The sequence below is a fragment of the Microvirga calopogonii genome (assembly GCF_003347665.1).
GTDB lineage: Bacteria > Pseudomonadota > Alphaproteobacteria > Rhizobiales > Beijerinckiaceae > Microvirga > Microvirga calopogonii.
The window spans coordinates 1-4,822 of the sequence record NZ_QDGA01000191.1; the positions used below are offsets into that span (position 1 = coordinate 1).

2 tRNA genes and 2 rRNA genes are annotated in these 4,822 nt (G+C 57.5%); all 4 read right to left on the bottom strand.

The features are described from left to right. Positions 1-1,880: ribosomal RNA gene (locus tag DDF70_RS35410) — 23S ribosomal RNA — on the bottom strand; the annotation flags it as partial. A gap of 248 nt (positions 1,881-2,128) precedes the next feature. Beyond that, a tRNA-Ala gene (locus DDF70_RS35415) sits at positions 2,129-2,204 on the bottom strand. Positions 2,205-2,407: 203 nt separating this feature from the next. Continuing rightward, positions 2,408-2,484 (bottom strand) — tRNA-Ile (locus DDF70_RS35420). Positions 2,485-2,638: 154 nt separating this feature from the next. Beyond that, a 16S ribosomal RNA gene (locus DDF70_RS35425) occupies positions 2,639-4,125 on the bottom strand. Between the last annotated feature and the right edge of the window lie 697 nt (positions 4,126-4,822).

Genomic DNA, 4,822 nt, shown 5'->3' on the forward strand with positions numbered 1-4,822 from the left:
GACAAGGAATTTCGCTACCTTAGGACCGTTATAGTTACGGCCGCCGTTTACCGGGGCTTCGATTCAAAGCGTGAACCTCTCCTCTTAACCTTCCGGCACCGGGCAGGCGTCAGACCCTATACGTCGTCTCGCGACTTCGCAGAGTCCTGTGTTTTAGGTAAACAGTCGCCACCCCCTAGTCTGTGCCCCTCCCGCCTGGTTGCCCAAACGGAAGGCCTCCTTATCCCGAAGTTACGGAGGTAAATTGCCGAGTTCCTTCAACATAGTTCTCTCAAGCGCCTTGGTATACTCTACCAGTCCACCTGTGTCGGTTTCGGGTACGGTCTGATGTGAGGGCTATTTCCTGGGACCCGGAAGCCGCCCGAGCAATCCGATAAGCTCGAACGACGATAAGGATCCGTCACCTCTCACTGGCGCACGAATATTAAGCGTGCTTCCCATCGACTACGCCTTTCGGCCTCGCCTTAGGGGCCGGCTAACCCTGCGAAGATTAACTTTACGCAGGAACCCTTGGACTTTCGGCGACAGTGTCTTTCACACTGTTTGTCGTTACTCATGTCAGCATTCGCACTTCCGATATCTCCAGCAGCCCTCACGGGTCCGCCTTCGCAGACTTACGGAACGCTCCGCTACCGCGCATCTTGCGATGCACCCTAAGCTTCGGCTCGTGGCTTGAGCCCCGTTACATTTTCGGCGCAGGAACCCTTGTTTAGACCAGTGAGCTGTTACGCTTTCTTTAAAGGATGGCTGCTTCTAAGCCAACCTCCTGGTTGTTTTGGGATTCCCACATCCTTTCCCACTTAGCCACGAATTGGGGGCCTTAGCTGTAGGTCAGGGTTGTTTCCCTCTCCACGACGGACGTTAGCACCCGCCGTGTGTCTCCCGCGCACTCCTCCCAGGTATTCGGAGTTTGGTTAGGTTTGGTACCGCTGTGGGCGGCCCTAGCCCATCCAGTGCTCTACCCCCTGGGGGATTCACGCGAGGCGCTACCTAAATAGCTTTCGCGGAGAACCAGCTATTTCCGAGTTTGATTGGCCTTTCACCCCTAGCCACAAGTCATCCGAGACTTTTTCAACAGGCACCGGTTCGGTCCTCCAGTGCGTGTTACCGCACCTTCAACCTGCTCATGGCTAGATCACCCGGTTTCGGGTCTAAAGCAACGAACTAAAAAACGCCCTGTTCAGACTCGCTTTCGCTGCGCCTCCACCTATCGGCTTAAGCTTGCTCGTTACTTTAAGTCGCTGACCCATTATACAAAAGGTACGCCGTCACCCAGGACGAACCTTGGGCTCCGACTGTTTGTAAGCATCCGGTTTCAGGAACTGTTTCACTCCCCTCGTCGGGGTGCTTTTCACCTTTCCCTCACGGTACTGGTTCACTATCGGTCGCTGAGGAGTACTTAGGCTTGGAGGGTGGTCCCCCCATGTTCAGACAGGATTGCACGTGTCCCGCCCTACTCATATCCAACCATCACGCTGTTCCGTACGGGGCTATCACCCGTCATGCCCGACTTTCCAGACGGTTCCGGTGACGATCAGGTTGGCATTGGCCTGGTCCGCGTTCGCTCGCCACTACTAACGGAGTCTCGTTTGATGTCCTTTCCTCCGGGTACTTAGATGTTTCAGTTCCCCGGGTTCGCCTTAAACCCCTATGTATTCAGGATCTAATCCCTTCATCTGACCCTCCGTAGTGCAACGCCACCCCCAAGATCGCTCTCTCGGATGCCGTCACAATACAAAGGGTCGAAGGGGGGTTTCCCCATTCGGAGATCCCTGGATCAAAGCTCGTTCGCAGCTCCCCAAGGCTTATCGCAGCGTACCACGTCCTTCATCGCCTCTCAGCGCCAAGGCATCCACCAGATGCTCTTACGACACTTGATTACTCTCATGATCCATGTCCGCCCGGCAAAAGCCGGACACGGATCTCAAGAAAGACCTGACCTCGCATTGCTGCGAAGTCATATTTTGCTTGCCAAGCATCTCCGACGCTCCCGGCTGCGGGCCGGGGCTGGTTCGCGGAACTAGGAAAGTCCGCTGGTCGAAGATGCTGCCTCTTTACGATTTCAAACATCCGCGCTCGCCCGCACAGCAGGGAACACGAATTCCTTTGACATCCGGATACAGTAAAATGGTGGAGCCTGTCGGGATCGAACCGACGACCTGAAGCTTGCAAAGCTACCGCTCTCCCAGCTGAGCTAAGGCCCCGTTTTTTGCTTGGCCTCAGACGCCGGCAGGGACGTTAAGTCCCTTTGGCTATCCGCGCCATCGGGCGCGGCGGCCGGTCGGCCTTCGCAAGAAGTGGTGCAGGATCGACGCGTCAGCGTCGCAAGCCCGACCGGGCGCCCGCGCTGATGCGCGGAGCAGCCAAGGCAACGGACGTTGCCGCCGGCGCTTGAGGCTTCCCAAAATGGTGGGCCTGGGACGACTCGAACGTCCGACCTCACCCTTATCAGGGGTGCGCTCTAACCACCTGAGCTACAGGCCCCAGCCGCAGCACCTGCTGCGACCGATGTATCCGGAATTGAGAAGAGAAGCGAAGACGGCAGCGTCCCGCATAGTGAGCTTCTGACTGAAGCTCTTGTGTTCCAAGTGTTCCGATAGAAGCAGCATGACGCCACTTCGTAAGAGAACATCCTTAGAAAGGAGGTGATCCAGCCGCAGGTTCCCCTACGGCTACCTTGTTACGACTTCACCCCAGTCGCTGACCCTACCGTGGTCGCCTGCCTCCTTGCGGTTGGCGCAGCGCCGTCGGGTAAGACCAACTCCCATGGTGTGACGGGCGGTGTGTACAAGGCCCGGGAACGTATTCACCGTGGCGTTCTGATCCACGATTACTAGCGATTCCGCCTTCATGCACTCGAGTTGCAGAGTGCAATCCGAACTGAGACGGCTTTTGAGGATTAGCTCCCCCTCGCGGGTTCGCTGCCCTTTGTCACCGCCATTGTAGCACGTGTGTAGCCCAGCCCGTAAGGGCCATGAGGACTTGACGTCATCCCCACCTTCCTCGCGGCTTATCACCGGCAGTCCCCCTAGAGTGCCCAACTCAATGATGGCAACTAGGGGCGAGGGTTGCGCTCGTTGCGGGACTTAACCCAACATCTCACGACACGAGCTGACGACAGCCATGCAGCACCTGTGTTCCCGCCAGCCGAACTGAAGAGGGGTGTCTCCACTCCTCATACGGGACATGTCAAAGGCTGGTAAGGTTCTGCGCGTTGCTTCGAATTAAACCACATGCTCCACCGCTTGTGCGGGCCCCCGTCAATTCCTTTGAGTTTTAATCTTGCGACCGTACTCCCCAGGCGGAATGCTTAAAGCGTTAGCTGCGCCACTGACGAGCAAGCTCGCCAACGGCTGGCATTCATCGTTTACGGCGTGGACTACCAGGGTATCTAATCCTGTTTGCTCCCCACGCTTTCGCGCCTCAGCGTCAGATCCGGACCAGTCAGCCGCCTTCGCCACTGGTGTTCTTGCGAATATCTACGAATTTCACCTCTACACTCGCAGTTCCACTAACCTCTTCCGGTCTCAAGCCATGCAGTATCGAAGGCAATTCTGTGGTTGAGCCACAGGCTTTCACCCCCGACTTACAAAGCCGCCTACGCGCCCTTTACGCCCAGTGATTCCGAACAACGCTAGCCCCCTTCGTATTACCGCGGCTGCTGGCACGAAGTTAGCCGGGGCTTCTTCTCACGCTACCGTCATTATCGTCGCGTGCGAAAGAGCTTTACAACCCTAAGGCCGTCATCACTCACGCGGCATGGCTGGATCAGGCTTGCGCCCATTGTCCAATATTCCCCACTGCTGCCTCCCGTAGGAGTTTGGGCCGTGTCTCAGTCCCAATGTGGCTGATCATCCTCTCAGACCAGCTACTGATCGTCGCCTTGGTGGGCCATTACCCCACCAACCAGCTAATCAGACGCGGGCCGATCCTTCAGCGATAAATCTTTCTGCTCTCGCACGTATCCGGTATTAGCCCAAGTTTCCCTGGGTTATCCCGAACTGAAGGGCACGTTCCCACGCGTTACTCACCCGTCTGCCACTGACCCCGAAGGGCCCGTTCGACTTGCATGTGTTAAGCCTGCCGCCAGCGTTCGTTCTGAGCCAGGATCAAACTCTCAAGTTGAAAGTATGATCAAGACTTCACTACGCAAATTGACAGAGCACCTCTCACTCCGGGTCACCCCGGAGCGGTGTACTCACCAAAGCATAGATCCGGTCAATGTCATCCCCGATCCCAAAGGATCGGCGCAAGGACACCGCCGCCTACGCTTCTCTTCCCTCTCAACAATGTCAAAGAGCAAAAACCCAAAAACCCCAACCCGCTCCCGAAGGAGCGCCAGGCCTCGAAGGTCCAAGGCGGCCAGGCCCGAAGAACCCCGCCGCCGATGAGGCTGATGTAGTCGCTGGCCTCGGTCCTGTCAACAACCTTCCCGAAAGTTTTTCGAAGCTTTCGCGAGGATCGCTGGAGATGTTCCGCAGCCTCTCACCAGTAAAGGCCAAGCAAAACCGTTCGCAGAAACGTTGTCGCTTCTGCGCTCCCGTGCCGGAATGCTTGACTGCATCCCAGCCGTTGCTGGAAAGAACACCGCCAGAGGAGCCGAACACCGCGCCCGAAGAACCCTCGAACCGCCGACGCTCATGGCACAGGACCGGGGATACCCGCTCCGCACCCCGGACGAGCCCGCCGCCGGACCGGGCACCGGCCCGGACCTGGGACAAACCCCGCCCTGGTGGAAAACACCCCCGGCCAGACCCCGCTCACGCGACCAGGCCCCCCAGGGGAGGCGCCGATATAAACCCTCCCAAGCCAATTGCAAGAG